The sequence below is a fragment of the Brucella sp. NBRC 14130 genome (assembly GCF_040371715.1).
Classification (GTDB): Bacteria; Pseudomonadota; Alphaproteobacteria; order Rhizobiales; family Rhizobiaceae; genus Brucella; species Brucella intermedia.
Window position 1 is genome coordinate 434,410 of the sequence record NZ_BAABTE010000003.1, and the last position, 25,377, is coordinate 459,786.

The following is a 25,377-nucleotide window of genomic DNA, read 5'->3' on the forward strand; positions in this document are numbered from 1 at the left end:
AAGGCAGTAAGGCAGTATGTTAAGGGAATAGGGGAGTAGGGAGTAGGGGAATATGTTTTGCTTGCGGACGACCGCAACGCACATATCCTTCTCTGCCCTACTGCCCTACTGCCCTACTGCCCTACTGCCCTACTGCCCTACTGCCCTACTGCCCTAATCAAGCCGCTGCGGCATCCAGTTGTTCGCGGATCATGCGAGTTGCCTCGTCGCGGCTGGTGGGCTGACCGAACATGAAGCTCTGCACATATTCGCAACCCATCTGGCGAAGCTGAAGCGCGTCGCTTTCGCTCTCCACGCCTTCCGTTACCACGGCGAGCCCGAGATCGTGCGCCATGCTCACAATCGAGCGTAGCAGCGTGGTTTTTTGCGGCTGGTCCCCTTTCACGAAGGACCGGTCGATCTTGATGATATCGAACGGGAAGCGCGTCAGATAGGCGAGTGAGGAATAACCGGTTCCAAAATCATCGAGCGACAAGCCGATGCCCATCGCCTTCAGGCGAGCCAGGACATGGGTGGACTGTTCCGGATTTTCCATGAGGACGGATTCCGTCAGTTCAAGCTTGAGGCTGCCCGGATTGAGATGGATGCGGGAAAGCACCGAGCGGACATCATTGATGAGGTCCTGGCGGATGAGTTGCGTCGAGGACAGGTTGACCGAAACGAAAAGGTCGAGCTTCGGGAATTGCTCCTGCCATGCAAACAGATCTTCCGCGGCCCGTTGCATCGCGAACAGGCCAAGCTGGATGATCAGGCCGGAGTTTTCCGCAATTGGAATAAACTCCGAAGGCGAAATCGCGCCGCGACGTGGATGCTCCCAACGCATGAGCGCTTCGAAACCGGCAATCGTGCCCTCGTCAAGCTTCACGATGGGCTGGTAGACAAGGCTGATTTCGTCGCGTTCAAGTGCGCGCCGCAGATCGGATTCAAGCTGCAGCTTGTCGCTGCCGATGGCTCTGAAGGCCGGACGGAATGGCTCGATGCGGTCACCGCCGAAACGCTTTGCCTGATACATGGCAAGCTCGGCGTCCTTCACGAAGTCTTCCGCAGTTGTCGCCGTTTTCGTCCAGGTGATCAGACCTACGGATGACGTCAAAACGATTTCGCGCTTTGCATAGGCAATCGGCGCGCGCACGGCTTGACGCAGAGCTTCGGCGAAGGATGCGATGCGCCCCGGGTCGCTTTCAGAGGCAAGCAGCAGGCCGAACTGGTCGGACGAGAGGCGCGAGAGTGTATCCTGCGGTTTCATAAGGCGTGCCAGACGGCGCGAGATCGTCAGAAGGATAGTGTCCCCCGCCGACATGCCCAGGCTGTCATTGACCTGCTTGAACCGGTCTATGTCGATAATGAAGACGGTCGGATGCAGGTTGCTTTCCCCGCGCGCCATATTCATGACGTTGCTGAGACGATCGAGGAACAATTCCCGGTTCGGGAGGCCGGTCAGATTGTCGTGCACGGCATCGTGCAACAGGCGTTCTTCCGCCTTTTTCTGCTCCGTCACATTGACGAGTGTTCCAACGCAACGCACCACTTCGCCATCCGAACCGATGACCGGGCGCGCGCGGAGTGCATACCAGTGATAATGGCCATCATTGGCACGCAGCCGAAAAATCTGGCCGATGCGTCCGCGCCGGTTTTCCAGAATGGCATCAAGCGTGGAGCGGAAGCGGTCGCGGTCGTCGGCGTGCATGGCGGGAAGCCAGTTGCGCACCGGGCCTTGCAGGCTGTTGGCCGTATTGCCAAGATAATTGGCGATGTCCGGCGTGGTCACCACGCGGTCGCGCGGCACGTCCCAATCCCATACGATGTCTCCCGCACCAATGACGGCGAGAGCCTGCCGCTCCATATCCGACAGAAGGCCCTGCTGCAGTGCTCCGCCAGCAAAGGCATGCTGCATGACGGTAAAGCCGATCAGAAGAACGATCAGGACAAGACCGCCGCCGAGCGCAGGCTGGACGATATCATTATCGAGCCTGCCCGAAACCGTCATCCAGGCGCCCAGCAACCATATGAGAGTGAGAAGCCAGGCCGGTATCAGCATGACGGCGCGATCATATCCCTTGACCGCGAGATAACCGATGATGGCGACGCCGGACAGAACGGTCAGCGCCAGCGAGATGCGCGCAATACCGGAAGCCACTGGCGGATCGAAAACGGCAACCCCCGCAAGGGCCAGAAGGCCCAATACCCAGGTCACGGCGCCATAGCTGAAATGGTCGTGCCAGCGGTTGAGATTGAGATAGGTGAACAGGAAAATAACGAGAGAGGCGGCAAGCGCCACTTCGGTGCCGGCGCGCCAGATCTGCTCATTGCCCGGCGTTATCTCCATCAGCTTGTTCCAGAAACCGAAATCGACGCAGATATAGGCCAGAACGGCCCATGCAAGCGCGGCGGTGGCCGGGAACAGGGAAGTGCCCTTGACGACGAAAAGGATGGTCAGGAACAGAGCCAGCAGGCCTGAAATGCCAAGGAGGATACCGCGATAGAGCGTGTAGGAATTAACCGCGTCCTTGTAGGCTTCCGGCTCCCAGAGATAGAGCTGGGGCAGATTGTGCGAGGACAGTTCTGCTACGAAGGTGATGACGCTGCCCGGATTGAGCGTGATGCGGAAAACGTCCGCATCGGCGCTGGGCTGGCGGTCGAGCGCAAAGCCTTCGCTCGGCGTGATGGATGCAATGCGTGGAGAACCAAGATCGGGCCAGATGACGCCGGAGCCGACGAGACGGAAATGAGGAGCAACAATCAGGCGGTCGATCTGTTCGTCGGTTGGATTTGCGATCGAAAAAGCGGCCCAATCGCCGGATGCCTTGCTGTTTTGATCGGCCTGCACTTCGATGCGGCGGACGATGCCGTCAGGACCGGGGGCCGTCGATACCTGCACGCTTTCGCCTTTGTTGCGCAGAAGCTCGACAGCGCGGGAAAGGTCGAGGGCGGTATCTTCCTTGGAAATCTTGATCGGTTCGATGGCCGATGCCTGGATGACCGAAACGGCCAGAACAACCATGAGTACGAGAAACCGCACACCGGCAAAAAGCCACTTATCCGCAAAACCCGTCACGAGCGTCCAACCTTGCCATTGATCATGCGGCTATCCGTCATACGTTTGTCGCTTTCTATAAGGGCAAAAAGCAGGTGATCCTGCCAGAAGCCATTTATCTTGAGATAGGAACGCAACAGTCCTTCTCTCTCAAATCCGGCTTTTTCGAGAAGCCGTATCGAGCGCACATTATGAGGGATACAGGCTGCTTCAATCCGGTGCAACCGGAGTTGGTCGAATGCGAAGGGGATAACCAGCGACAGGGCTTCGGTCATGTAGCCTTTGCCGGCATGGGGCGCGCCGCTCCAATAGCCGATCATGCCGTTCTGCCCGACACCGCGCCGGATATTTCCGAGCGTTATGCCGCCGACGAGCGTGTTGTCACCATTGCGAAAGACAAAAAATGGATAGCCGGTTCCGGCGGCTATTTCATCCTGAAAGCGACGCATGCGATGGCGAAAAGCGCTCTTTGTCAGGTCGTCGTCCGGCCAGGTCGGCTCCCACGGCGTGAGAAAGGCACGGCTTTGTTCCCGCAGGCTGGCCCAACTGGCGAAATCGCTCATCATCGGCTCGCGCAGATAAATGCGCTGTCCACGCAGGACGGTCGGATTGCTTCTACGGAAGGGCAGGCCGATCATGACGGGTTAGGGGAGTAAGGGGGTAGGGGAATAAGGGAGTAGGAAAAACAAAATGCTCAATGTCACATACTCCCCTATTCCCCTACTCACATATTCCCTTAAACAGCGATTTTCCTCGCATGTGCGCTGGTCGACAGTGCGTCCGACAACCCATCGAAGCTCATCAGTCGTCCAACTGGACCCACGCCGGCGATGGTGGGCTTGCTGTCGAGGAACAACCGTCCGGCCAGATCGGTCAGCCTTTGAGGTGTAATCAGCGAGAGACGGTCCATCAGTTCACTGTTTTCGACGGGACGACCATAGAGCAGGAACTGGCGTGCGACCTGTCCGGCACGGCTTGCAGCACTTTCCTGCGACATGAGAAGGCTCGCACGATATTGCGCGCGGGCGCGGTCCACTTCTTCCAGGCTGATGGAGTCAGCGGCCTTGTGCAGTTCATCGATCAGAACCGGGACGAGTTCGACCAGTTCGTCGCGGCCCGTTGCAGCGTGAATTCCGAACAGTCCTGTATCCGAGAAGCCCCAATGGAAGGCATAGACGGAATAGCAGAGCCCGCGTTTCTCACGCACTTCCTGGAAGAGGCGCGAAGACATGCCGCCGCCCAAAACCATGGAAAGAAGCTGCGACGCATAGAAATCACGCACGTGGTAGGCGCGTCCCTCGAAACCGATCAGAACCTGAGCATCCATCAGTTCGCGATTTTCACGAAAATCGCCGCCGACATAATGAGCGAGGTCGAGCGTAGGTGCCGTATTGTGGGCGCGAAAACCGCCAAGACGTTTTTCAACTTCCCTGACGAATGCATCGTGATCGACGCCGCCAGCAGCGGTCACCACCATGCGGTCGGCGCTGTACTGTTCGTCCATATATTGGCGAAGGTCATCGGAGGTGAAAGACATGACCGTCTCAGGCTCGCCGAGAATGGCGCGTCCGATTGGCTGATGACGATAGGCTGTTTCGGTGAAGCGGTCGAAGACGATATCGTCGGGCGTGTCGTGCGCCGCGCCGATCTCCTGCATGATGACCTGCTTTTCGCGCTCCAGCTCTGCTTCATCGAATTTGGAGGCGGTCAGGATATCGGACAGAATGTCGATGGCCAGCGGCACGTCATTGCGCAGAACGCGCGCATAATAGGAAGTGGTCTCGACGCTGGTGGCGGCGTTGATCTCGCCGCCTACATTTTCGATATCCGATGCAATTTGCCAGGCTGTGCGGTTCTCGGTTCCCTTGAACGCCATATGCTCAAGAAGATGAGCAATGCCATGCCTGTCGGCAGCTTCGTTTCGTGCCCCGGCCTTGACCCAGATTCCAAGCGCCACGCTTTCCACGTGGGACATCGTATCGGTGGCTATCGTCAATCCGTTGGAAAGACGCGTTACTTCAACACCCATAAGCAAACTGCTCCCTGCATTCCCGCTCTGGTTCTCGTCTCGGAGCCGGTCTTTTTAAGCTCTCGAATGGCGGCGAACGTATTCTTCCACGATTTTCAGGTCGTTGTGAAGAACTGTGAAGCTTTCTTTTCGTTGCATCAAGTCCGAAAGCCATGCAGGGAGCTGCGGTTCGACGCCGCTGGCTGCCTTGACGGCATCGGGGAATTTGGCCGGATGCGCTGTTGCAAGAACAACCATCGGCGCTTCACTGGACTGGTTTTCGCGAGCCACCTTCACACCGATTGCCGAGTGTGGATCGAGCAGATAGCCGTCCGCTTCAAGCACGGATTTGATTGTCTCCGCAGTTTCATCGACAGTCGAGCGCCCGGCGGAGAACTCGCTGCGGATCGCCGACAGCGGCTTCTCAGAGATCGAAAAACCACCGGACTGCTTGAGCCCAGCCATCAGACCGCGCAGAGCTTCTGCATCGCGTCCGTGCGCTTCAAACAGCAGGCGCTCAAAATTCGAGGAAATCTGGATATCCATTGAAGGCGAGGTGGTCTGTGCGACACCGCGCATTTCATAGGCGCCGGTTTCGAGAGTACGCGAGAGAATGTCATTATCATTGGTGGCGATGATCAGCCGGTCGATGGGCAATCCCATGCGCTTGGCGACATAGCCCGCGAAAATATCGCCGAAATTGCCCGTCGGCACGGTGAAGGATACGGAGCGGTCCGGTGCGCCGAGGCTCAGAGCCGCCGTAAAATAATAAACGACCTGCGGCATGATGCGCGCCCAGTTGATCGAGTTCACACCCGAAAGCGACAGCGCATCACGGAACTGAAGGTCGTTGAACATGCCTTTCACAAGGTTCTGGCAATCGTCGAAATTGCCTTCGATGGAAAGGGCATGAACGTTGGAAAAACCGGACGACGTCATCTGGCGCTGCTGCACCGGCGATACGCGGCCGTTCGGGAACAGAATGAAGATGTCCGTATTGTCGCGTCCGCCGAAGGCCTCGATAGCCGCGCCGCCCGTATCCCCGGATGTGGCCCCGACAATGGTGGCCCGCTCGCCGCGCTGCGCCAGGACATAGTCCATCATGCGGGCCAGAAGCTGCATGGCGACATCCTTGAAGGCGAGCGTCGGGCCATGGAAAAGTTCGAGCACGAATTCATTGGCCCCGGTCTGAACCAGCGGGCAGACCGCATCATGCCGGAAAGATCCATAGGCTTCATGCACCATGCGACGGAAATCCGAATGCGGGATTTCGCCGTCGACAAAGGGAGTGAGCACCGCCAGCGCAATATCCACATAGGATTTTCCGCGCAGATCGCGGATTTGTTCTGGCGAAAACTGGGGATAATCCTGCGGCAGATAGAGACCGCCATCCCGGGCTAGACCGGCGAGCAATGCATCGCTGAACCCCAGGACCGGCGCTTCCCCACGCGTGCTTACATATTTCATTTCTTGGCCTTCATTTCGGATCGGCGCGGTTTTGAGCCGCGTAATGCAATAGAGCCTCCCTAAAAAAGCCGCAAGGTTTTAAAGCATGTTGACGGGGATGGGGGTTGCTCTCCAGAGCAAAAAACGGGAAAACGTCATCGCGCTACACGCATGCGTGATGTAGAAGACAGGTTGATCAGTGCAGGGAAGCCCGCTTTATGCAAACAGCACCACAGAATCGTTCATCGTTGTTTCCAGTCTTTGCAACGGTTTTGCTCGCAGCCCTCGCAGGCTGCACGACCAGTGGCACTGATAAGGCCGCCGACGGAGCTTCAGGCTCCTCAATGACCGCATCCGCTGCTTCCGGCGATCAGCGTGTCAAGGAATCCGAGCTGCGCGCCTTCTGTCCGTCGGTCACGCTGCGCGACGGCACAGCCTTCTTCAGTACATATGAAAAGGGCGGCGATAAGGACCCGGCACGGGTGATCTATCAGGCGGCGCTGACCGATACGACCCGCGCCTGCCAGTATGGCGCGGGGACCATGACGATTGACGTCGCGGCGGCGGGCAAGGTTGTTCCCGGGCCGAAATACAAGAACGGCACCATTACCATGCCGATCCGTGTTGCCGTCCGTCAGGGCGATCAGGTCATCTATTCCAAACTGCACAAGCAGGCGGTTACGGTAGCGAACGCGGATACCGCGACGCAGTTCGTGTTCAACGACAAGGCGATCACCGTACCGATGACGGATCAGAAGAATATCCAGATTTTCGTCGGTTTCGACGAGGGTCCATACAACACGAAGTAAAGCACTGAAAACGGTGCGCCGGTTTGTATTTTGGCGCACCGTTTAATCTGATATTATAGGCTTTTTCATATTGCTGCCAAAAGCCCGCAGATCTAATTAGAAAACACTTAACTATTGCCGATATGGCGATGTATTCAGTTTTAAAATAGCATTAATGACAGTTTCACATGTATTCATATCAATGTTTGTTTCATGTTATGGTTTTCTGACGTCAGGGATCGCCACGTCTTAGACGGATAGAAGTGATAACTCACCAGCTACGCCACGATTATTTAGGGGCGAGGGTCATATGCGATTTGATCGCAGTAAATTATTAAAGCCTGTTCCGCTTATTTTGCTTCTGTTGCTGTTTCTCGGTGCGGCTCTCGGCCAGTGGATGGGAAACAGATTTCGCATTGTCGATGAAGAGCGGCACATGAATATCTACATGTCCGCATTGCTCACGCATGCAAATCGACTGGCTGTTTCTGCCCGTGAAACAATCGAAGCAGCCAATCTCTCGCCCTATGAAATGTGTTCTCTGCAAGATATTGCCTATCAGCGCAAACTGGTCTTTTCCGCCTATCATATCAAGGACATAGGCCGGCTCCGTGATGATCGACTCGCCTGTTCCACGCTTCTCGGCGATATCAGCGAGCAGCCAAAGCGTTCGCCTGCCGATATTAATTTGCGGGACGGCACCTATGTATATGGCGAAAGATCGCTGATTACGCCGGGCAGCCGGGGCTTTGTGATAGGCAGGGGCGAGGCGAATGTGATTTTGAGTTCGGCTGCATTCGACCTGCTGCACACCCCAAAATACAGCTTTGCCGTCTATATGCGCGACGCCGAACGCAAACACTTCGCGCGCCTCTATGATTATCAGGCAGGTTATTTTCCAGTCCCGGATTTCAAAAATCACCGCGGCGAAAACGAGGTGCTCAGCGACGCAATCAAGGAATATCGTTGCGACGACGAAGTGGGTATCTGCGTCGCTCTCAAGGCGCAGTTGGACAATTCCAGCAATTCCGCCCGATGGGAATCCTTCATGGCGACAAGTCTGGGACTGCTCGCGGGGGCGACCCTTGGCCTTGGTTGGTTCGCCTACCACAATCGCGAACGCCCTTTGGCTTCCATGCTCAACCAGGCGCTCAGTGACCGCCAGCTCGAGGTGGTCTATCAGCCAGTGGTCAATGTAGAGAACGCCGAACTCACCGGTTTTGAGGCCTTGCTTCGCTGGCAATTGCATACCGGCGACATTATTCCGCCTGACGTATTTATCGCCGAGGCGGAGGAAAAAGGCATGGCGGGACGGATGACCGCCTATGTCGTGGATCGGGTTATGGACGATATGGGGGATTTGTTGCGCCTCAACCGCAATATCCAGATCAATATCAACATCACTGCAAGCGATGTTCAGGCGGCCGCATTTCCGAAAAATATCCAGGCGAAATTGGCTCGCGCGGGTGTCGATCCCCGTCAGATCGGTCTTGAATTGACCGAACGAACGGCGGTGGATTTCTCGAAAGCGTCGGAGGGCATCAGGCAGCTGCGTGAACAGGGACACAAGATCTACATTGATGATTTTGGAACGGGCTATTCGAGTCTTTCCTATCTGGGCGAACTGCATATCGATGCAATCAAGATAGATAAGGCCTTCACGCGCACCGTCTGTGCGGACGGGAACATGGTGTCGATCGTTCCTGAGATCATATCGATGGCGCGGCAGCACGATCTTGGCATCGTGGTCGAAGGCATCGAAACGGAAGCGCAGGCCGATTATTTTCGCAAAATGAACACGTCGATGACTGCGCAAGGCTGGTTTTACGGCAAGCCTATGCCAGCGGGCGATGCGGCTGCGCTGCTGATGGCCGGTTTGCGCAAAGCCAGACGGAAGCGCGGGAAAGCTTTTCAGGAAAAAGCCTGACTGAACCGATGCTGTGGATAAAGGAAAACCGATAAAATTCTAATTAAATGCAACTGCCTGCGTGAAATGAATGGCAACAGGTTTCGGCTAGTGTGTTCTCATGAAACAGAAATATGAACGCATTCTTGAACCGACGGACACCTGGGCGATCTTCGATACGTCCTCCGGCGAACCCGTCATCTTGGGAACCCGCTTGCTGATCGGCCTCTCTGAAAGTGAAGCCGAAGAGCTTCTGGCAATTCTCAATGCCCCGCCCAAGGGGCGCAACAAGCAAACCGCCGCCTGACGGAAGCCAGGCGTCGGACTATCTCATTCAGGCATCGGTCCAGACGGACAGGGCTTCGATGACACTGGGCAGGTCTTTGTGGCGATGGATGACGGTTTCCGCCCCCGCATCGGTCAGCTTGTCGGCATGTCCCGGATAGGTGTGAGCGCCGCCCGTAAAGCCGATCACACGCATGCCAGCGGCGCGTGCGCCCTGAATGCCATGCGCGGAGTCTTCAATCACGATGACGTCCTTCGGATCGACACCGAATTGCTTGGCTGCATAAAGAAACACGTCTGGTGCGGGCTTGGTCTTTTTGGTGCCTACTTCCTTCGCTGAAAAGATATTGGGCGCAAACAGCTCGTAAAGACCGACACGCTGCAACATGCTTTCCAGCCGATGACTGGTCGAATTGGAGCAGATGCACTTCGGCAGCTTTAATGCCGATACCACTTCAACGATATCTTCAACGGCCTGAACTTCGTTCTTGAGCTTTTCGTCCAGAATCGTTTCGGACTTGTCGAGAAGCGACGCTGAAAGCGGAATTCCGGCCTCGCGCTCCACAGTCAGAAGAATATCCTGCCACGTCAGACCGGCAAAACGTTCGGCCATCTCATCGGCGGCAATCTGATAACCGGCTTCGGTGAGAAGTGTGGACTCGACTTCCGCGGCGATGATTTCAGAATCTACCAAAACGCCATCGCAATCGAAAATGATGAGGGACGGGGCCGCCATGATCATAGCCTTCTTATTGGGAGGAGTGAGCACCGGCAGCAGCCGGAACACCGGGTTGAGCTACACCTTTATGGCGAAGCCGTCAAATTGGAGCCTTTCCAGCGAGAGGGTGAAGCATCCATGCGGCGCATCCGGTCCAGGGGCCGATTTACATTCCGCTTCGGTTTCCATCCCGTTCAGACCTCACCGGACACTTCGCGACGGCGCCGGTCCAGTTCTTCGCTATAGCGGCGTAAGGTGTGCGCTTCACTGAGGAGGCCGAGCACCTTGCGCTCCTGTGCGTTGTTCACCACGGCAAGAGCTTCACTTTCTGCCCGGTCGAAGCGGACGACAGCTTCCTTGGCGTTCATTTGAGGCAGCAGGAATTCATCCTGATATTTGAGAAGCTCGCGGATGCTGTGTTCGCCATCGGATGTATCGAAGCTGTCGGCGTAAACTTCCGGAACCGGGATCATGCCGACATACCGTCCCTCGGCATCCACGGCGATCACCCGCTGGGTCGATCCGAGCGGGAAATCGTGGCGGAATGTTTCGATATCGGTATCGATCAGAACGGTCCGCACGTCATGGCGCATCATCCGGTTTACGGTCAGGTCCCGTATCCATCCGATATCATGGGCGGACCGGATGGCCTCTCCACGCAGATGGAAGCGCCACGTGGCGAAGGAGTAACCGAAGGTCTTTCGCACCATCAGCGAGGACGAGACGACAGCACCGAGCACGAGCATGGAAATCGGAAAATCGCCGGTAAGCTCCAGTGCCAGGAAGGTCATGGTCATAGGTCCGCCCACAACTGCGACGGCAAGCGAGCTCATGCCGATGACGGCATAGACTTCGGGCGCGAGTGCCAGACCGGCTGGCAATACCGCGCCGGCCACGGCAGCAAACAGCTTGCCTGTCAGCGCACCGAGAAACAGCGATGCGAAGAACAGGCCACCGCGAAAGCCGGACCCGATGGAGACGGCGGAAGCGAGCGATTTGGCAAAGATCAGAAGCAGAAGGGCGGGAATGGTGATGTTTGCATTCAGGTCGAGGTGGAGCGCTCCGTGGCCCGAGGCCAGAACCTGCGGTGAAAGGAAGGCGATCATTCCAACGATGGCGCCGCCGATAGCCGGGGCCATCACATTGGGCACCACGCTGCGCCGGGCGACTTTTTCCACAAAGGTCACGCCGCGCATGATGAGGATGGCAATGCCTGCCGAGAAGAAGCCGAGCACAAGAGCGGGAACGTAATCACGTGGCGTGATGTCGTCGATCTGGCCGATATCGATGATGAAGGGCGCGCCGCCGATTGCCTGCGTCACCAGAGCGCCGATGATCGCCGCCACGACGACCGGCGTCAGCGTGGCAATCGAATAGACGCCGATGATAAGTTCGAATGCGTAAAATGCCCCGGTCAAAGGTGCATTGAAGGCGCTGGCGATGGCAGCCGCGGCGCCGCAGCCGACCAAAGTCCGCAGATCCGCGCGGCGAAGCTTGAGCGCCCGACCGATGCGGGAGGCGAAACCGCTCGCAAGCTGCGTATAGGCTGCTTCCAGTCCAACCGATGCACCGAAGCCGTTGGCAATCAGGTTCTGCCCGACAAGGATAAAGCTGTCCGTGAGCGACAGACGCCCCCCATGGAGCGCATTTGCTTCGATCGGGTCCACGATGGGCCGCTTGCGCCATCGCGCAAGAACCCAGATCACGATCCCCATCAAGATGCCGCCCGCGAGCGGCGCGATATAAGCGCTGGGTTGCAATGATGCCGCCGAGCTCAGTTTTTCGCCGGGTTCAAGAGCGAAGATTGCCTGATGCATCCATTGGGAAATGCTGCCAATCGCGGCAACCATCAGCCCTGAAATGATGCCGATGACAGTGCCGGCGATAACGAGGCCTATTTCGCTGCCGCGAACCAGTGCACGCATGCGAAAGGGTACAAAGAGAACCCGCAAATACCGGTTATGCCGCAGTTCAGCGATATTCATCATAAAATACACCGGACAAGCGGGGCGGCGCGCATGTCCGCCACGCAAATTCAGAAGTTGACTGCCGATTATAGGCAAAAAGGGATAACCAAGCCTTATCAAGGGCAAGAAGTTAAAGTTACAATTGCATAGCGATCGCGGCGTTAAGATGACAGGTGGCAAAATGTCGAGGGTCAATTGACCATGAAAAGCCCGGAACTGCGGACTTTCCACCTCGTTTAAGAAAAGATTTACGATTTCAATCACTTGGCGTTAACTGCATATTTACCCTACCCGGTAACCATAAGGACAAGTTTTTTGCGTCCACAGGTAATCGAGTATCCCATGTCTCTTGTACGTCTTGCACATGAGTTGCCCATTGAGGCTCCGCGTACCGCCTGGCTTGACTCCATCATCAAAGGTGATTGCGTCGCGGCTCTGGAACGCCTGCCGGATCATTCCGTGGACGTCATTTTTGCCGATCCTCCCTATAATCTCCAGCTTGGCGGCGATTTGCATCGCCCTGACCAGTCGATGGTCAGCGCAGTTGACGACCACTGGGATCAGTTCGAGAGCTTTCAGGCCTATGATGCCTTCACGCGTGCATGGCTTATGGCCTGCCGTCGTGTCCTGAAGCCGAATGGCACCATCTGGGTCATCGGCTCCTACCACAATATTTTCCGGGTCGGTTCGCAATTGCAGGATCTCGGCTTCTGGCTCCTGAATGATGTCATCTGGCGCAAGACGAACCCGATGCCGAATTTCCGCGGTCGTCGTTTCCAGAATGCTCATGAAACGCTGATCTGGGCTTCGCGTGATCAGAAGGGCAAAGGCTATACCTTCAATTATGAAGCGATGAAGGCCGCCAATGACGACGTACAGATGCGCTCGGACTGGCTGTTCCCTATCTGCACGGGTTCTGAACGCCTGAAAGACGAAAATGGCGACAAGGTTCATCCAACCCAGAAGCCGGAAGCATTACTTGCTCGCATCATGATGGCCTCCAGCAAGCCGGGTGACGTCATTCTTGATCCGTTCTTCGGTTCTGGAACGACGGGTGCGGTTGCCAAGCGCCTCGGACGCCACTTCGTCGGTATCGAGCGCGAACAGAGCTATATCGATGCAGCGACGGCCCGTATCGACGCTGTTGAACCGCTCGGCAAAGCCGAACTGACGGTGATGACGGGCAAACGGGCCGAACCGCGTGTCGCGTTCACCAGCGTCCTCGAAGCGGGGCTTCTTCGTCCCGGCACGGTGCTTTGTGATGAACGTCGCCGTTTTGCTGCCATTGTTCGCGCGGATGGTACGCTGGCTGCCAACGGTGAAGCGGGTTCGATCCATCGTATCGGTGCAAAGGTTCAGGGCTTTGATGCCTGCAATGGATGGACTTTCTGGCACTACGAGGAAAACGGCGCGCTGAAGCCAATTGACGCCTTGCGCAAGGTCATTCGCGACCAGATGGCAGTTGCAGGCGCTTAAAGCGCATCCTGAAAAGTGCGAAGCGGTTTTCGGATAAGATGCGCAAACGATTAGTTATCGGACGGCCTCCAGCATAGTCTGATAGTGAGGCGCTCGAAGCATTGGCTTCGGGCGCCTTCGCTATTTTAGATCTGGAGCATTTCCTGTTTTGATTGAATTATTGGAAGTGTTCTATTCGTTTGTTTTTACACGTATCTTTATCCCGAAACCGGTTCCATTTTCGGGAGACAGGCTCTAGAAGGTGAGGCTCAGGGCTTTCAAATCGGAGCTCAGCTTGTCCGCATCTGTAAAATGCACGGCCTGCCAGCCAGCCTGTCTGGCGCCATCCACATTGTGCATCGTGTCATCGATGAAAAGCGTTGCCGCGGGATCAAGGTCGAACGATGCAACATGATGATCGTAGATTTCGCGGTCGGGTTTCAGCATATGGATGTCGCCCGATACGGTGACGCCCCGACTTTCGGTTAGAAAAGGAAAGCGAACCTGTGCTTCGCGGAAAGTGTCTGAAGCGAAATTCGTCAGCATGGTGACGTCATTGCCATGGCCTATCAGGCCGCGCAGAATTTCGACGCTGTCCTCGTACGCATGGGGAACCATGCGGTTCCAGTTTTGCCGGAACGCACGAATATGATCGCGTTTCTCGGGATATGTATCGATCAGGAGTGCTTCTGCTTCCTGCCAGCTTCTGCCGCGATCCTGCTCGATATTCCATGCGCTGGTGCAGATGTTTTCCAGAAACCACCGCCGTTCCGAAGCATCGGGAATGACGTCGAGATAAGCAAGTTCAGGATCATAGTGGATCAGAACTCGGCCAATATCGAAGACTACATGCTTGACGGGACTGCTCAATGGTTTCTCCTCCCTCGTTTGAATGCTTCTGGTATGGCGGCGATGATCGCCTTTTTCATGACGGTGGGCAGCGCCTCATCGGAAAGCTCGTCTGGCCGTGACCACCATCCATCCGTAGACGCACTCTTGCTGACATTCTCGGAGCGATAGACCGACAATCTCAGTTCGAAATGTGTAAAAACATGCGTGATTGAACCGGAAACGTTCCATTGTGCCGGGAATGGTGCTGCAGCGATTGTTGCATCTCCGTCGATACGCGCCGTCCAGTGGCTGCCCGGAACTTCGGTCATTCCGGCAAGCAGGCCTTCACCTTTCCGCTTGCGCAGGAGAATTGAACCATCCCCCGCAATGGCGATGAATGCCGCCCCGGTGCGAATTGGCTTTTCTGCCTTGGGGGCCTTAACCGGAAACTCCTCCGGATCGCGTGATTTGAGAGCCAAGCAATCATCGTTGAGCGGGCAGATTGCACAGGCTGGCCGTCGTGGCGTGCATATGGTTGCGCCCAGATCCATCATGGCCTGAGCAAAGTCTCCCGGTCTGTCGATGGGCGTCATTTGACCCATGAGTGCGCGGATTTCAGCTTTTGCAGCGGGCAGGGGCGTGTCGATTGTGTAGAGCCGCGAAATTACACGCTCCACATTGCCGTCGACGACGGCAGCCGCCTCGCCAAACGCGATTGCGGCGATCGCCGCCGAAGTGTAATCGCCGATGCCCGGCAGTTCCTTCAGTGCAATGGCATTGTCTGGAAACTTGCCATCGTGCTGTAGGGCCACGGCGTTGGCACATTTTTTCAAGTTACGTGCACGCGAATAATAACCGAGCCCGGCCCATGCACGCAGGATATCGTCCTCACTCGCCTTTGCCATGGCTTGAACGGTGGGCCAGCGTTCTACGAATTTCACGAAGTAGGACTTGACCGCCTCCACCGTCGTCTGCTGAAGCATAATCTCGGAGAGCCAGACGCGATAGGGATCGGGTTTGACGCCGGAGGCCTGTTCGGACGGGCTCACGCGCCACGGCAGAACGCGATGGTGCCGGTCATACCAGCGCAGGAGCTTTGTGGATTGATTGGAATTGGTAGAATTCAGCATGAGAAGGACATCGGTTAACAGTTGGGCAGCATTCTGATTAATGCCTTATTTTTAGAATTGATAGAAACAACGCTGTGCATAATAGATCCTAGCGCATAGAAGTCTCACCGTGGGCCTTCTGATGTGCTCGGTTGGAAAGAGAATAAGTGGACCATTCTGTACCTGTCTATGTCATCAATCTTGCGCGGTCACGGGATCGCTGGGACAGGCTGAAGTCCAATGCGGATGCGCTTTCGATCGATCTGAGGCGCGTGGAAGCTGTTGAGGGAAAACTTCTGTCCCCGGAAGAACTGACGGATTTCGATGATGCAGGCTTTCGTCGTTGGCATGGTAAAACTGTACTGCCCGCAGAAATTGGTTGTTATTTCAGCCATATCCAAGTGCTGGAGATAATAGCCGCAGCACCTGAATCTTTTGCGGTCATTGTGGAAGATGACGTAATTTTCACTCCTGCTTTTCAACCGTTCCTGACGTATTTGACAAAGGTGACGGGTTGGGATGCGGTTAAGCTCGTGAATCACAGGACGGCTGCCTTCCGCCCATTTCAAAAAGCCGGTGATCAGTTCTCCATAGGTCGCTGTCTGCATGGTCCGCTGGGCAGTTCAGCAGCATATGTCGTAACCAGGGAAGGTGCGTCGAAAATGCTGAAAGCGCTCCGGCCCATGCGACTGCCTTATGATGTTGCATTGGAACGCGGGTGGGCTGGTGCGTATCAGGTTTTTACGACCGACAAGCCGGTCGTTGAGTTTTCGGATATTGCGATTTCTACGATCGCTCAGGGGCGTTCTGCCTACGCCAAGAAGCGTTTACCCGTATACAAAAGGATAACTACCCTTCTGTTTCGAGCAACTGACTATGTCCGACGAATCGCCTACGCTCTTGATAAGAAGGGCTTAAGAGAGGGCAGAGATTGAGTTATTTTAAAAAGTCTTTTCTCCTGCGGCGCCGGATAGATTCCTGGGTGCTCGGGATAGCGTCGGCCGCGATGCCCATTCGCATCGGTTTTGGACCGCTGATACTTTTCGTCTTTTCATGCATTGGTATTTATCTCGCCTGCGGACGTCATGCGACGACACGTATGTTCGCAAAAAAATTCTATCTTTTCATCGTCTTATATGCTGTCTGGTCGTTAGGCTTGATCCTGTTTCGCGGCGAGCCTTTCCACGATAACCGGCAGATCGGCTATACTCTGCTGATCACCATTTTCGCTTTTGCCGGTTCCGGAATGGTGCTTATCCGTGATCCACTGCGAGCCTATGTCCTTGGCGCACGCGTTGGAACGCTGCTTGCCGTCATTATCGCGGTCTGCCTTTCTATCGTCGACGGTGGACGCATTGGCATTGGCGGCAATCAGGCCGTTTTCGCATTCGTTGCTGGGGTAGCGGCGATCTCTGCTGCGATCCCGCTGCGCAACACATCACGCTACTTGCCGAATGGTCCGCATTGGCTGGTTCTCGGGTTCGCCGCTGTTTTGACCTCTGAAACACGTGCAGTCATTGTGGTGTTGCCGATATTTGTCGCTGTGGAAATCCTCATCTTCCTGAAGCGTTTCAGCATCAGGCAACAGGGCGCGGCTTACGCAATACTGTTTGCCGCAACAGCGGCTCTGGTCGTTGTCGGCCCTGTCGGAAGCATCATTTCCAAGCGTTTTTCTGGAATGGTCGAATATTACGATACCGGGCGTGCCGCTGACTGGGAAGACAAGATCTCAGCCGATATCCGCGAAGTCATGTGGAAAAGTGCGTCTCGTGTTATTGCGACCCATCCGTTTACAGGTGTCGGCTCCTATTCGAAGATGGATTTCGTAAAGGCTGAGGCTCGCGATAAGGCTACGATGCTGAACGGCTTCCGTCACGTGCACAACACGATTCTCGATGAACTGCTGAACGATGGCATTGTTGGTCTTATCTTCATGGCCGGCGCATTTATCTCGATCTTCGTCTATCTGTGGCGGACCGCCGATAGTTGGGCGATGCGGCGAGCATTAATTTATTTCGCTGTTATCTGTGGCAGCTACGGCATGCTGCACAATCCGCTTTTGCACGAGGTGACCATCGCCTCGACCATGTTCTTCCTCGCAGCACTGAATGCGGCTGCATCGCGACGAATGATGGCTGCGCGCCGCGCAGGTCTCATCTCGTATATTTTTGGAAAGAAATCAGCCGCATGAAAGCCATTGTAACGGGCGCAGCCGGATTTATCGGGTTCCACACGGCGCAACGACTGCTGGATGAAGGCTGGCAGGTCATCGGCATAGACAATGTGAATGACTATTATCCGGTTGCCCTGAAAGAAACCCGGCTCTCCAAACTTCATATGAGGGAAGGCTTCAGGTTTGCAAAGGCGGATATTTCCGATGCGGAAGCGTTCAATGCGGCAATCGGTGCTGATCGGGATGCAGATATCATCGTGCATCTGGCAGCGCAGGCGGGTGTGCGATACTCCATTGAGAACCCCACCGTCTATATCTCCGCTAATGTGCAGGGACAGGTCACGGTCTTCGAAACAGCGCTCAGACTGGATAAGCGACCGCCTGTCGTCTATGCCAGTTCATCGTCGGTCTATGGCGCGAATGAAAAGGTGCCTTTCTCCGAAAGCGATCCTGTCGATCATCCCGTCTCGATCTATGCCGCGACAAAGCGTTCGGGCGAATTGCTGGCCTACTCCTACCGTCACGTGCACAAGCTCCACTCTGCGGGCTTGCGTTTCTTTACCGTCTACGGTCCCTACGGGCGGCCTGACATGGCGCCATGGCTGTTCACGTCCGCGATCCTCAAGGGTGAGCCGATCCGGGTGTTCAATAATGGTGAGATGCAGCGGGACTTCACCTTCGTGGACGATATCGTCAGCGGTGTAGTCGGTGCGGCACGGCGCATACTCGACAAACCGGAAGATACCGCACCTGTTTATAATCTCGGCAACAACCGGCCCGTAATGCTGAACGATTTCATTGCTGCAATCGAGAAAGCGACGGGCAAGGAAGCAATCCGTAAGCTCGAACCCATGCCAGCTGCCGACGTGCCGCGTACTTACGCCGACATCACGCTTGCTGCTGGCGATCTTGGCTTTAGCCCGAAAACGACACTCGATCAGGGGATTCCTTTGTTTGTCGAGTGGTTTCGCGGCTATAATGGAGCGCGATGAGCGAACCAGCATCCAGACGCGGCTTCAGGCCGCTAGCAGACATGGCTTCGGGTCTGGTGGACCCGATGCTGCAAAAGCGTGCCGGTATCAATCTCGCTTTGCTTCAGTCGTGGGAAGATATTGTCGGGCCTGCCATCGGTGCAACGTCGCGTCCGCTGCGCATTATCTGGCCCCGTCGTCTGCATGAGGATGATCCGTTTTCACCAGCAACGCTGATTATCGCCTGTGAAGGCTTCGCAGCCCTGCAAGTTCAGCATGAAACAGGGGAAATCATCAGCCGTATCAATGGCTTTCTCGGCTTCTCGGCAGTCGGGCGCATTCGCATCGAACAGAAGCCGCCGGTCATTCCAGCCAAGCGTCGGATAAAGAGGCTGGCGCCGCTTGGTCCAGCGGAAGAACGCCGCATCGACAAGGCCACGGACGGTATTGAAGATGACGCGCTTCGCGCAGCACTGGCGCGTCTTGGCAAGAACATTCTCGCAGAGAAGCGGACGATCGGTCGAAAAGACGGTAAGGACAGCTGAATTCGGCTTGCTGCCATAAAATTGATGCAAGCTTTCAGCAGTTTGAACTAGGTACTCCAATTGATTGTCGCAAATATGAAGACAAAAAACACAAGGTGCTGACTTTCATGTGAACGCCGTGGGTCTAGCGAAGTGCGATCTGCCGCTTTAGATTGTATGTCGAAGTCAACTATTGAAACAGGACTGGATGATTCGGATGCCTGCAGCGTTTAATCGCAGACACGTTATTTCTCTCGCCGGAGCAGCGGCTGCCGGGCTGGCGTTTGCCGGTGGTGCGAATGCGCAGCAGCGCGATCCTGAAGGCACCGTTGATGCGGCCAAGATTGCCGAACCCGGCAAGCTCAAGGATATGGTCTATGGCAAGGCTGACGCGCCGGTCACCATCGTTGAATATGCATCGCTGACCTGCCCGCATTGCGCAGATTTTACGATCAACACATTCCCGAAAATCAAGGAAAAATATATCGATACGGGCAAGGCACGGCTCATCTTTCGTGAGTTCCCGTTCGATCCGCGCGCGACTGCCGCTTTCATGCTGGCGCGCTGCGCACCGGAAGACCGTTACTTCCCCATGGTCGACGTTTTCTTCAAGCAGCAGCAGCAGTGGGCGACCGCCGAAGATGGTGAAGCAGCTCTCCTGCAAATTGCAAAACTTGCCGGTTTTACACAGGAGTCCTTCAAGGCTTGCTTGACGAACCAGCAAGTTCTCGATGATGTGAGAGCGACGATGGAGCGTGGGTCGAAGGATTTTGGTGTGAGTGCAACGCCGACTTTCTTCATTAACGGACAAAAATACGCTGGAGCGCTTTCGGTTGACGAAATGTCGGCAATCATCGACAAGCTTCTCTGATCCGGTTTTCAGATCGAAAAGCGGGTGCTCTTCTGCGTCCGCTTTTTGCGTTATTGAGATAGAGCATTTCCAGCAAAAGTGCGAAGCGGTTTTGCGTGGGATAATGCGTACAAACAATGAGCTGGAGCGGTTCCACCACCCGGTTTTAACAGGCACCGCTCTCGCTGCAGGAGGGGCATTCTGATGCGCTTCTCCAGGCTGCGCCTTGTCGGTTTCAAATCTTTCGTCGAGCCCATGGAGTTCGTCATCGAAGGCGGGCTGACGGGCGTTGTCGGCCCGAATGGCTGCGGCAAATCCAATCTGGTCGAAGCGCTGCGCTGGGTGATGGGTGAAAACTCATACAAGAACATGCGCGCCTCCGGCATGGACGATGTGATCTTTTCCGGCTCGGCCACGCGGCCCGCGCGCAATACTGCGGAAGTCACGCTTTTTCTCGACAATTCTGACCGCACCGCGCCTGCAGCTTACAATGATGCGGACGAATTGCAGGTCTCTCGCCGCATTGAACGGGAGTCGGGATCGGTCTATCGCATCAATGGCAAGGAAGCGCGCGCCAAGGACGTGCAACTTCTCTTTGCGGACCAGTCCACCGGCGCACGTTCACCGTCGATGGTCGGGCAGGGGCGTATTGGTGAGCTTATTCAGGCAAAGCCTCAAGCCCGTCGTGCGCTTCTGGAAGAAGCGGCTGGCATTTCGGGCCTGCATACGCGCCGTCATGAGGCCGAGCTGCGCTTGCGTGCTGCTGAAACCAATCTCGAGCGTCTGGACGATGTGGTTGGCGAGTTGGGAAGTCAGATTGAAAGTCTGAAACGTCAGGCGCGTCAGGCGAACCGGTTCAAGGCACTTTCCGCAGATATTCGCCGGGCGGAAGCCGCACTTCTGCATTTGCGCTGGTCGCAGGCAAAGATGCAGGAAGGCGAGGCGCAAAGCGCCCTGGCGCAGGCAACCTCGGCTGTCGGTGACATGGCGCAAGCCCAGATGAACGCGGCGAAAGTACAGGCGGTCGGCGCACACAAACTGCCCGAACTGCGTGAAGCTGAAGCGAAAGCTGCGGCTGCATTGCAGCGTCTTTCCATTGCCAGAACGCAGCTTGATGAGGAAGGCGAACGTCTTCGTGCCCGCCGGGCAGAGTTGATAAAGCGTCTTGAGCAGCTTTCCGCCGACGTCGCGCGCGAAGAAGAAATGATGCGTGAGAACGCCGATATTCTGGCGCGTCTCGATGACGAAGAACAGGAACTGATCGCTGCCGCCGAAGAATCCGGCGAGCGCGATCAGGAACTGCATGCACTGTTTGAGGAAGCGGAAGTTCGCTTGCAGGACAGCGAGAACGCTTTGTCCCGCGTTACGGCTGAACGTGCCGAAGCTGCCGCAGAGCGTGTGCAGATCGAGCGGGCATTGAAGGAAACACGTGATCGTCGTGACCGTCTTTCTGTCCAGATGGAAGCGATCGAGCGCGACATCGCTGCTGTCGCGGAACAGATCGGTGGCCTGTTCGATCCTGCGGAAAAGCGCATCGTGGTCGACAGTTGTATGGAAGCGCTGGCATTCGCCGAGGAAATGGTTGCCACCGCGGAGGAGCTTGTTGCAAGTGCGCGCGAAGCCGAGGCCGCCAGCCGCCAGCCTTTGAGCGAAGCGCGCACGGAGCTGAACCGTATCGAAACGGAAGCGCAGACGCTGGCCCGCATTTTGAATGCCAGCGAAACGGGACAATTTCCGCCGGTGGTGGAAGAACTGCGTGTCGAGAAAGGCTATGAAGTAGCACTTGGTGCGGCACTCGGCGAAGATCTTGATGCGGCCAGCGATGAACACGCACCGGTCTACTGGGCTTACAATCCCGCAGCCAATGCCGATCCCGCTCTGCCCGACGGCGTGACACCTTTGGATCGGCTGGTAGAAGGGCCGCAGCAATTGCGCCGTAGGCTGGCACAGGTCGGCGTTGTCTCGGAAAGTGAAGGCAAGCGCCTGCAAACCATGTTGCGGCCCGGCCAGCGGCTCGTCAGCAAGACTGGTGCGCTCTGGCGCTGGGATGGTTATACAGCGAGCGCCGATGCGCCGACCCCGGCAGCCCAGCGACTGGCACAAAAAAACCGGCTGGCGGAGCTCGAACAGGAGGCGATTGCCGCGCGCAAACGTGCCGAGCAGGCTGAGCAGGATGTGCAGCGAACCGAAGCCGGCGTCCGCGAGGCGGTCGAACAGGAACGCGTCGCGCGTGATCAATGGCGTGCTAAGCAGCGCAAGCTTGATGAAGCGCGTGAGGCTCTGGCGGCTGCTGAGCGTGCAGCAGGCCAGTTGGCAACACGCCGTGCCGGTCTGGAAGACAGCAAGACACATCTGAAAGAAAATCTCGAAGAAGCGCAGATCCGTGTCACGGAAGCCGAAGACCGGCTTGACGCAATGCCGGATATCGATGCGATTGGCGAACGCCTTGCCGCATTGAGCAGCGAAGTCATGTCGGACCGCACTGCTCTGGCCGAAGCGCGCGCTGCTTACGAAGGGCTGCGGCGCGAGGCCGATGCCCGCAAACGGCGGCTGGAAATGATTGCGTTGGAGCGCCGCAATTGGAAAACCCGCGCCGAAAATGCGGACCGTCATATAGCTGCTTTGAATGATCGCCGTGCGGAAACGGCAGATGAGGCCGAGGTGCTTGCCGAAGCGCCTGACGAAATCGAGGGTCGCCGCCGGGCACTGTTGAACGAACTTTCGCAGGCCGATGCCCTTCGAAAACAGGCTGGCGATATTCTGGCCGAGGCTGAGGCTGCACAGGCGGAACTCGACAAGACGGCGGCCCTTGCTATCCAGCAATTGGCAGCAAGTCGCGAACAGCGTGCGCGTGCCGAAGAACGTCTTGCGGCGGCGGAAGAGCGGCGCAAGGACGCCGAAGCCCGTATTGCCGAAGCTTTGAACTGCCCACCGCATGAAGCTATCCGCCAGACAGGTTTAGGGCCGGACGAAGCTTTGCCTGATCCTGACCAACTAGAACGCCAGTTGGAGCGGTTGAAGATCGATCGCGAGCGGCTCGGGGCGGTTAATCTGCGCGCCGATGAGGAACAAGAAGAACTGTCCGGACGTCTGGGCATCATCGTCTCCGAGCGTGAGGACGTGATTGAGGCGATAAAGAAACTGCGCCAGGCAATCCAGAGCCTCAACCGTGAGGGACGCGAACGCCTGCTGGCTGCGTTCGACGTGGTGAATGTGCAGTTCCAGCGTCTGTTCACGCATCTGTTTGGCGGCGGCACGGCTGAACTGCAATTGATCGAAAGCGACGATCCGCTGGAAGCCGGCTTGGAAATTCTGGCCCGCCCGCCTGGCAAGAAGCCGCAGACCATGACACTGCTTTCCGGCGGCGAGCAGGCACTGACGGCCATGGCGCTCATCTTTGCTGTGTTCCTCACCAATCCGGCACCGATCTGCGTACTCGATGAAGTGGACGCACCGCTGGATGACCATAATGTGGAGCGTTACTGCAATCTGATGGATGAAATGGCGGCTTCGACCGAAACGCGCTTCGTGGTCATCACGCATAATCCGATCACTATGGCGCGCATGAACCGTCTCTTCGGCGTGACGATGGGTGAGCAGGGCGTGAGTCAGCTTGTTTCTGTGGACTTGCAGACGGCGGAACGGCTGCGCGAAGCGGGATGACGATCATAAAATCTTCAGAGCTAACAGCATGGGCGACAATTTCGGCCGCGTAAATCACTGGATGGTGTAATGTCCTAGCGCCACTAATATCCGCCAGGCTGCCATTGCTGACGGAAACGTTGATCGGTCGCGACGGCACGGGCCGGAGACATCATCAGATCGGCAAACTGAGCTTGAATATCGGGAAACGGCTCGCGCGCAAGGGCGATATCCGTGCGGCGCGGAACGGCGTCGTCGCTGAGCTGATCTGAAGAATACCATCGAGACAAAAATTGTAAGATTGGTCTGGATGGCGCAGACGATTGACTGGGCGTTTCTGGAAAAGCACTTCGGGGAAGTTTACAAGGATGGTGGTGGCCTGCCACCCTGACGCGGCTGATGGCAGGACCTGCAATCCTCAAGCACACCTTCAACCTGTCGGATGAGGCCGTCTGCGCCCGTTACCTCGACAGTCCTTATTTCCGTGTGCCTTGAGCTGGCGTTTGTGTGTGCCGGCGCAACTGTGTTGAAGTTGGGAGTGGGCCTCCCGAAGCCGACCTGCAGGGGCCGGCTTCAAACCACTCCATGCTGCTTCGTTTCAAGAGACGTGGTGATGAACGATGGAGAAAAGGCGGTGCGCGACGCCTTTAGGTGTGTGGCGAGAAGATGAGCGAAAGCGAACCGCTGACGACATATCGAAATGGGCTCAGACTCAGTCAAACCAGAACAAGGTTATCTTTGAGCAGGACGCAGAGGGTGGGATCGAACATCGGACCTGAACCTGGACGTCGGTCTCCTGATAGATGCACTTGCGGGTCGTCTGTCGGAAGAAAGTTCGAAAGCCCGTTTGCCAGAGTTCGCCGATGCAGTACGTGATCCGATGTGCGAGGAGGTCGCGCAGAGGAATGGACAGCCGCATGAGAGGTAGTTGTTACCCGCGGGGCGGCAATCATCTGCGCGCATCCACGCTCGATGCGGCACGAAGTTTGAGGAGACCTGTACCATGGCCAAAATTGAATATCTCATGCCCCGGGGACGGTGACTGTGGTTCAAGAGGCTTTGCTTGACCCCACGAGGCTTGAGCTCAATGCTTCTCAAGAATGATAGCTCGTCGTGGATAGTGTATTCACTTATAGGCCAACAGCCTTGCGCAGAGCCTCATTCATGCGGCTCTGCCAACCTTTGCCAGTAGCCTTGAAGCGTTGAACCACATCCTGATCGAGCCGGATCGTAACCGGTGTCTTGGGATCGTCGATACGCGGTCGGCCCCGAATGGCCTTCTCCATCTTGGCGGCCATTTCCGGGAGGGCTTCTTTGAAGGGTTTTGCCTTGGCAAGTTGTTCATCGGTGGCTTCTGGCGCATCAGGATCACTTGCGATCATCTTCTGGATTGCTGCCTCTTCTTCCTGAGTGAGAGGGCGCTTAGAGGAAAATTTGATACCCATCATAGCTTCCTTTCCTTTTGGCTTGCTGGACGCATGGAGATAACGGTGAGGCTTCCGAACCAATCGGCTTGAAGACGACGACGATAATGATCTGACCGTTGAATTCGCCGATTGCCATCAAGCGATCTGCCTTGGTAGGGAAGACCTTGGCCGACAAGAAGAATTCTAAATGCAAGTGTTGAGTTTCAATTGAGTTTGAACCAGTTTTCCATTTCGCTCTGATCC

General features: G+C 56.3%; 20 protein-coding genes and 2 pseudogenes. 12 read left to right on the plus strand and 10 right to left on the minus strand.

Annotation, left to right across the window (positions count from 1 at the left end):
* Window positions 1–157: 157 nt before the first annotated feature.
* From pdeA to thrC, 4 genes are all read right to left on the minus strand, one after another.
* The gene (gene pdeA, locus ABWW28_RS08230; RefSeq protein WP_353390791.1) at window positions 158–3,001 is read right to left on the minus strand and encodes a phosphodiesterase PdeA; all 2,844 of its coding nucleotides are present in this window, start codon (window positions 2,999–3,001) and stop codon (window positions 158–160) included.
* Between the two features lie 50 nt (window positions 3,002–3,051).
* A complete protein-coding gene (locus ABWW28_RS08235; protein ID WP_006466245.1) occupies window positions 3,052–3,672 on the minus strand; it encodes a GNAT family N-acetyltransferase in 621 nt (206 codons plus the stop codon).
* 98 nt (window positions 3,673–3,770) lie between these two features.
* A complete protein-coding gene (locus ABWW28_RS08240; protein ID WP_006470696.1) occupies window positions 3,771–5,063 on the minus strand; it encodes a M16 family metallopeptidase in 1,293 nt (430 codons plus the stop codon).
* Window positions 5,064–5,117: 54 nt separating this feature from the next.
* Entirely contained in the window at window positions 5,118–6,509 is a 1,392-nt protein-coding gene (thrC, locus tag ABWW28_RS08245) for a threonine synthase (RefSeq protein ID WP_187963257.1), read from the minus strand.
* Between the two features lie 197 nt (window positions 6,510–6,706).
* Between thrC and ABWW28_RS08250 the strand changes: the two genes are divergently transcribed.
* The 3 genes from ABWW28_RS08250 (at window position 6,707) to ABWW28_RS08260 (ending at window position 9,489) form a co-directional block, all read left to right on the plus strand.
* Window positions 6,707–7,297, plus strand: a complete 591-nt coding sequence (locus tag ABWW28_RS08250) for a hypothetical protein (RefSeq protein ID WP_031346443.1) — start codon at window positions 6,707–6,709, stop codon at window positions 7,295–7,297.
* A 289-nt stretch (window positions 7,298–7,586) separates the two neighbouring features.
* Window positions 7,587–9,203 carry an EAL domain-containing protein gene (locus tag ABWW28_RS08255; RefSeq protein ID WP_138725270.1) on the plus strand — a complete coding sequence of 539 codons (1,617 nt, stop codon included), beginning with the start codon at window positions 7,587–7,589 and terminating at the stop codon, window positions 9,201–9,203.
* Window positions 9,204–9,303: 100 nt separating this feature from the next.
* Window positions 9,304–9,489: a hypothetical protein gene (locus ABWW28_RS08260; protein ID WP_021586102.1), complete on the plus strand. Its 186-nt coding sequence runs from the start codon at window positions 9,304–9,306 to the stop codon at window positions 9,487–9,489.
* Between the two features lie 27 nt (window positions 9,490–9,516).
* Here ABWW28_RS08260 and ABWW28_RS08265 read toward each other — a convergent pair whose 3' ends face one another.
* The gene (locus tag ABWW28_RS08265) at window positions 9,517–10,203 is read right to left on the minus strand and encodes an HAD family hydrolase (protein WP_031346441.1); all 687 of its coding nucleotides are present in this window, start codon (window positions 10,201–10,203) and stop codon (window positions 9,517–9,519) included.
* Window positions 10,204–10,379: 176 nt separating this feature from the next.
* On the minus strand, window positions 10,380–12,170 hold the full coding sequence (locus ABWW28_RS08270) for a chloride channel protein (protein ID WP_353390793.1): 1,791 nt from the start codon (window positions 12,168–12,170) through the stop codon (window positions 10,380–10,382).
* A gap of 324 nt (window positions 12,171–12,494) precedes the next feature.
* On the opposite strand from ABWW28_RS08270, the gene ABWW28_RS08275 reads away from it, so the two are divergent.
* Window positions 12,495–13,628, plus strand: coding sequence for a site-specific DNA-methyltransferase (locus ABWW28_RS08275; protein WP_012090866.1), 1,134 nt, complete (start codon window positions 12,495–12,497; stop codon window positions 13,626–13,628).
* Window positions 13,629–13,862: 234 nt separating this feature from the next.
* Here ABWW28_RS08275 and ABWW28_RS08280 read toward each other — a convergent pair whose 3' ends face one another.
* Both ABWW28_RS08280 and mutY read right to left on the minus strand, forming a co-directional pair.
* Window positions 13,863–14,477, minus strand: coding sequence for an HAD family hydrolase (locus tag ABWW28_RS08280; RefSeq protein WP_012090867.1), 615 nt, complete (start codon window positions 14,475–14,477; stop codon window positions 13,863–13,865).
* Window positions 14,474–15,568, minus strand: a complete 1,095-nt coding sequence (gene mutY / locus ABWW28_RS08285) for an A/G-specific adenine glycosylase (protein WP_094514877.1) — start codon at window positions 15,566–15,568, stop codon at window positions 14,474–14,476. Before mutY ends, ABWW28_RS08280 begins: the two co-directional genes overlap by 4 nt.
* A gap of 146 nt (window positions 15,569–15,714) precedes the next feature.
* Between mutY and ABWW28_RS08290 the strand changes: the two genes are divergently transcribed.
* The 8 genes and pseudogenes from ABWW28_RS08290 to ABWW28_RS08325 form a co-directional block, all read left to right on the plus strand.
* Window positions 15,715–16,482, plus strand: a complete 768-nt coding sequence (locus ABWW28_RS08290) for a glycosyltransferase family 25 protein (RefSeq protein ID WP_012090869.1) — start codon at window positions 15,715–15,717, stop codon at window positions 16,480–16,482.
* Window positions 16,483–16,646: 164 nt separating this feature from the next.
* On the plus strand, window positions 16,647–17,738 hold the full coding sequence (locus ABWW28_RS08295; RefSeq protein ID WP_353390724.1) for an O-antigen ligase family protein: 1,092 nt from the start codon (window positions 16,647–16,649) through the stop codon (window positions 17,736–17,738).
* Entirely contained in the window at window positions 17,735–18,712 is a 978-nt protein-coding gene (locus ABWW28_RS08300) for an SDR family NAD(P)-dependent oxidoreductase (RefSeq protein WP_012090871.1), read from the plus strand. Before ABWW28_RS08295 ends, ABWW28_RS08300 begins: the two co-directional genes overlap by 4 nt.
* Window positions 18,709–19,236: a DUF721 domain-containing protein gene (locus ABWW28_RS08305; RefSeq protein ID WP_012090872.1), complete on the plus strand. Its 528-nt coding sequence runs from the start codon at window positions 18,709–18,711 to the stop codon at window positions 19,234–19,236. Before ABWW28_RS08300 ends, ABWW28_RS08305 begins: the two co-directional genes overlap by 4 nt.
* A gap of 196 nt (window positions 19,237–19,432) precedes the next feature.
* Window positions 19,433–20,086 carry a DsbA family protein gene (locus ABWW28_RS08310; RefSeq protein WP_010658427.1) on the plus strand — a complete coding sequence of 218 codons (654 nt, stop codon included), beginning with the start codon at window positions 19,433–19,435 and terminating at the stop codon, window positions 20,084–20,086.
* A gap of 183 nt (window positions 20,087–20,269) precedes the next feature.
* On the plus strand, window positions 20,270–23,728 hold the full coding sequence (gene smc / locus ABWW28_RS08315) for a chromosome segregation protein SMC (RefSeq protein ID WP_353390727.1): 3,459 nt from the start codon (window positions 20,270–20,272) through the stop codon (window positions 23,726–23,728).
* 104 nt (window positions 23,729–23,832) lie between these two features.
* Window positions 23,833–23,979 (plus strand): hypothetical protein, encoded by a 147-nt coding sequence (locus ABWW28_RS08320; RefSeq protein ID WP_353390729.1) that lies wholly within the window; start codon window positions 23,833–23,835, stop codon window positions 23,977–23,979.
* Between the two features lie 29 nt (window positions 23,980–24,008).
* Window positions 24,009–24,193, plus strand: a pseudogene (locus ABWW28_RS08325) (transposase); the annotation flags it as partial.
* Window positions 24,194–24,837: 644 nt separating this feature from the next.
* Here the strand turns inward: ABWW28_RS08325 and ABWW28_RS08330 are convergent.
* The gene (locus tag ABWW28_RS08330) at window positions 24,838–25,152 is read right to left on the minus strand and encodes a BrnA antitoxin family protein (protein ID WP_041545288.1); all 315 of its coding nucleotides are present in this window, start codon (window positions 25,150–25,152) and stop codon (window positions 24,838–24,840) included.
* A pseudogene (locus ABWW28_RS08335) lies at window positions 25,152–25,327 on the minus strand (BrnT family toxin); the annotation flags it as partial. The pseudogene ABWW28_RS08335 and the gene ABWW28_RS08330, both read right to left, overlap by 1 nt.
* Window positions 25,328–25,377: the final 50 nt, after the last annotated feature.

What these genes read in the sequence shown, in the direction of transcription:
- ABWW28_RS08310 (WP_010658427.1), top strand. Translation starts at nt 19,433, where the DNA reads ATGCCTGCAGCGTTTAATCGCAGACACGTTATTTCTCTCGCCGGAGCA.
- ABWW28_RS08275 (WP_012090866.1), top strand. Translation starts at nt 12,495, where the DNA reads ATGTCTCTTGTACGTCTTGCACATGAGTTGCCCATTGAGGCTCCGCGT.
- smc (WP_353390727.1), top strand. Translation starts at nt 20,270, where the DNA reads ATGCGCTTCTCCAGGCTGCGCCTTGTCGGTTTCAAATCTTTCGTCGAG.
- mutY (WP_094514877.1), bottom strand. Translation starts at nt 15,568, where the DNA reads ATGCTGAATTCTACCAATTCCAATCAATCCACAAAGCTCCTGCGCTGG.
- ABWW28_RS08255 (WP_138725270.1), top strand. Translation starts at nt 7,587, where the DNA reads ATGCGATTTGATCGCAGTAAATTATTAAAGCCTGTTCCGCTTATTTTG.
- ABWW28_RS08235 (WP_006466245.1), bottom strand. Translation starts at nt 3,672, where the DNA reads ATGATCGGCCTGCCCTTCCGTAGAAGCAATCCGACCGTCCTGCGTGGA.
- ABWW28_RS08260 (WP_021586102.1), top strand. Translation starts at nt 9,304, where the DNA reads ATGAAACAGAAATATGAACGCATTCTTGAACCGACGGACACCTGGGCG.
- ABWW28_RS08300 (WP_012090871.1), top strand. Translation starts at nt 17,735, where the DNA reads ATGAAAGCCATTGTAACGGGCGCAGCCGGATTTATCGGGTTCCACACG.
- thrC (WP_187963257.1), bottom strand. Translation starts at nt 6,509, where the DNA reads ATGAAATATGTAAGCACGCGTGGGGAAGCGCCGGTCCTGGGGTTCAGC.
- ABWW28_RS08250 (WP_031346443.1), top strand. Translation starts at nt 6,707, where the DNA reads ATGCAAACAGCACCACAGAATCGTTCATCGTTGTTTCCAGTCTTTGCA.
- ABWW28_RS08270 (WP_353390793.1), bottom strand. Translation starts at nt 12,170, where the DNA reads ATGAATATCGCTGAACTGCGGCATAACCGGTATTTGCGGGTTCTCTTT.
- ABWW28_RS08305 (WP_012090872.1), top strand. Translation starts at nt 18,709, where the DNA reads ATGAGCGAACCAGCATCCAGACGCGGCTTCAGGCCGCTAGCAGACATG.
- pdeA (WP_353390791.1), bottom strand. Translation starts at nt 3,001, where the DNA reads ATGGTTGTTCTGGCCGTTTCGGTCATCCAGGCATCGGCCATCGAACCG.
- ABWW28_RS08295 (WP_353390724.1), top strand. Translation starts at nt 16,647, where the DNA reads ATGTTCGCAAAAAAATTCTATCTTTTCATCGTCTTATATGCTGTCTGG.
- ABWW28_RS08265 (WP_031346441.1), bottom strand. Translation starts at nt 10,203, where the DNA reads ATGGCGGCCCCGTCCCTCATCATTTTCGATTGCGATGGCGTTTTGGTA.
- ABWW28_RS08330 (WP_041545288.1), bottom strand. Translation starts at nt 25,152, where the DNA reads ATGGGTATCAAATTTTCCTCTAAGCGCCCTCTCACTCAGGAAGAAGAG.
- ABWW28_RS08240 (WP_006470696.1), bottom strand. Translation starts at nt 5,063, where the DNA reads ATGGGTGTTGAAGTAACGCGTCTTTCCAACGGATTGACGATAGCCACC.